Source organism: Streptomyces dysideae, from assembly GCF_001514305.1.
In the GTDB taxonomy this organism is placed as follows: Bacteria; Actinomycetota; Actinomycetes; order Streptomycetales; family Streptomycetaceae; genus Streptomyces; species Streptomyces dysideae.
This window is the reverse complement of the sequence record NZ_KQ949091.1, coordinates 213,088-214,515: the sequence shown is the minus strand read 5'-3', so window position 1 is coordinate 214,515 and position 1,428 is coordinate 213,088. Positions and strand designations below refer to the sequence as shown.

1 protein-coding gene and 1 pseudogene are annotated in these 1,428 nt (G+C 67.3%); both read left to right on the top strand.

The features are described 5' to 3' along the window. A pseudogene (locus AQJ91_RS25785) lies at window positions 1-367 on the top strand (hypothetical protein); the annotation flags it as partial. Between the two features lie 17 nt (window positions 368-384). Further along, window positions 385-1,392 carry an IS3 family transposase gene (locus tag AQJ91_RS25780; RefSeq protein ID WP_067026175.1) on the top strand — a complete coding sequence of 336 codons (1,008 nt, stop codon included), beginning with the start codon at window positions 385-387 and terminating at the stop codon, window positions 1,390-1,392. Window positions 1,393-1,428 lie beyond the last annotated feature (36 nt).

Below are 1,428 nucleotides of genomic sequence, written 5' to 3'. Positions count from 1 at the left end.
CGCCGGATCCGACCCGGCTCCCCGGCCGAAGCGCCGCACTTTCAGCCCCGAGTACAAGCTGAGGATCGTGGCCGAGTACGACGCCGCACCGAAGAACGAGAAGGGCGCGATCCTGCGCCGGGAGCGGCTGTACCACTCGCACGTGAAGGAGTGGCGGGCCGCGCGGGATGCCGGGGCACTGGAGAAGCTGGTCGACAAGCGCACCAGCCCGGTTCGGCCGAAGAAGTCGGCCGCCGAGGCGGAGAACGAGAAACTGCGCCGCCAGGTGGAACGGCTGGAGAAGGAACTGGCCCGGAACAAGGCCGCGTTGGAGGTAATGGGAAAAGCCTCCGCGCTCTTGGAAATGATCTCCGAGGGCGCGGACTGAAGGCTGCCGCCGACCCGGTGGTCGATGACGCGTTCACCGGCGTCGGGGGCGAGCTGGGCATTACGGCCGCGTGCAGGCTGACCGGCCGCTCCCGGGCGACCCACTACCGCCGGATGCGGCCGGCACCACCGCCAAGGCCCCGCTCGCCGCAGGTTCAGCCCTCGGCTCTGACGGCCGAAGAGCGGGGTGCGGTACTGGAGTTGATGAACTGCGACGAGTACGCCGAGCTCCCGCCCGCACAGATCTGGGCCCGTGAGCTGGATGCCGGGCGTTACCACTGCTCCGTCTCCACGATGTACCGGATCCTGCGCGAGAAGGGGCAGAACGGCGAGCGCCGAAGACAGGCCACTCACCCCGCCAGGACGGTGCCCGAGCTGGTCGCCACCGCGCCCTCACAGGTGTTCACCTGGGACATCACCAAGGCGGCCGGACCGGCCAAGGGCGTCTGGTACCACGCCTACGTCATCATCGACATCTTCAGCCGCTACATCGTCGGCCACACCGTCGAGGCCGCCGAGTCCGCCGAGCGGGCCGAGGAGCTGATCCGCGAGACCATCACCCGCAACGGCATCGTGCCCGAGACCGTGCACGCCGACCGCGGCACCTCGATGACGAGCAAGAAAGTCTCCCAGCTGCTCATCGATCTGGGGGTGACGAGATCGCACTCGCGGCCGAAGGTCTCCAACGACAACCCCTACAGCGAGGCCCAGTTCAAGACCACGAAGTACATGTCGGACTATCCTGAACGGTTCGACTCCCTGGCCCACTCCCGCGAGTGGTTCGACGCCTTCATCGCGTACTACAACCATGAGCACCGGCACTCGGGTATCGGCTGGCACACACCCGCATCCGTCCACTTCGGCACCGCCGAGGAGGTCCGCGACCAGCGGGCCGTCACCCTCGCCGAGGCATACACCCGCCACCCCGAACGCTTCGGCCGACGCCCCCGACCACCCGAGATACCCCAGCAGGCGTGGATCAACGACCCTGCCAAGCGCAGGGAACCCGCACCACAAACCTCATAGCATCACAACCGTCTCATTGGACTTGAAATCTTCCGG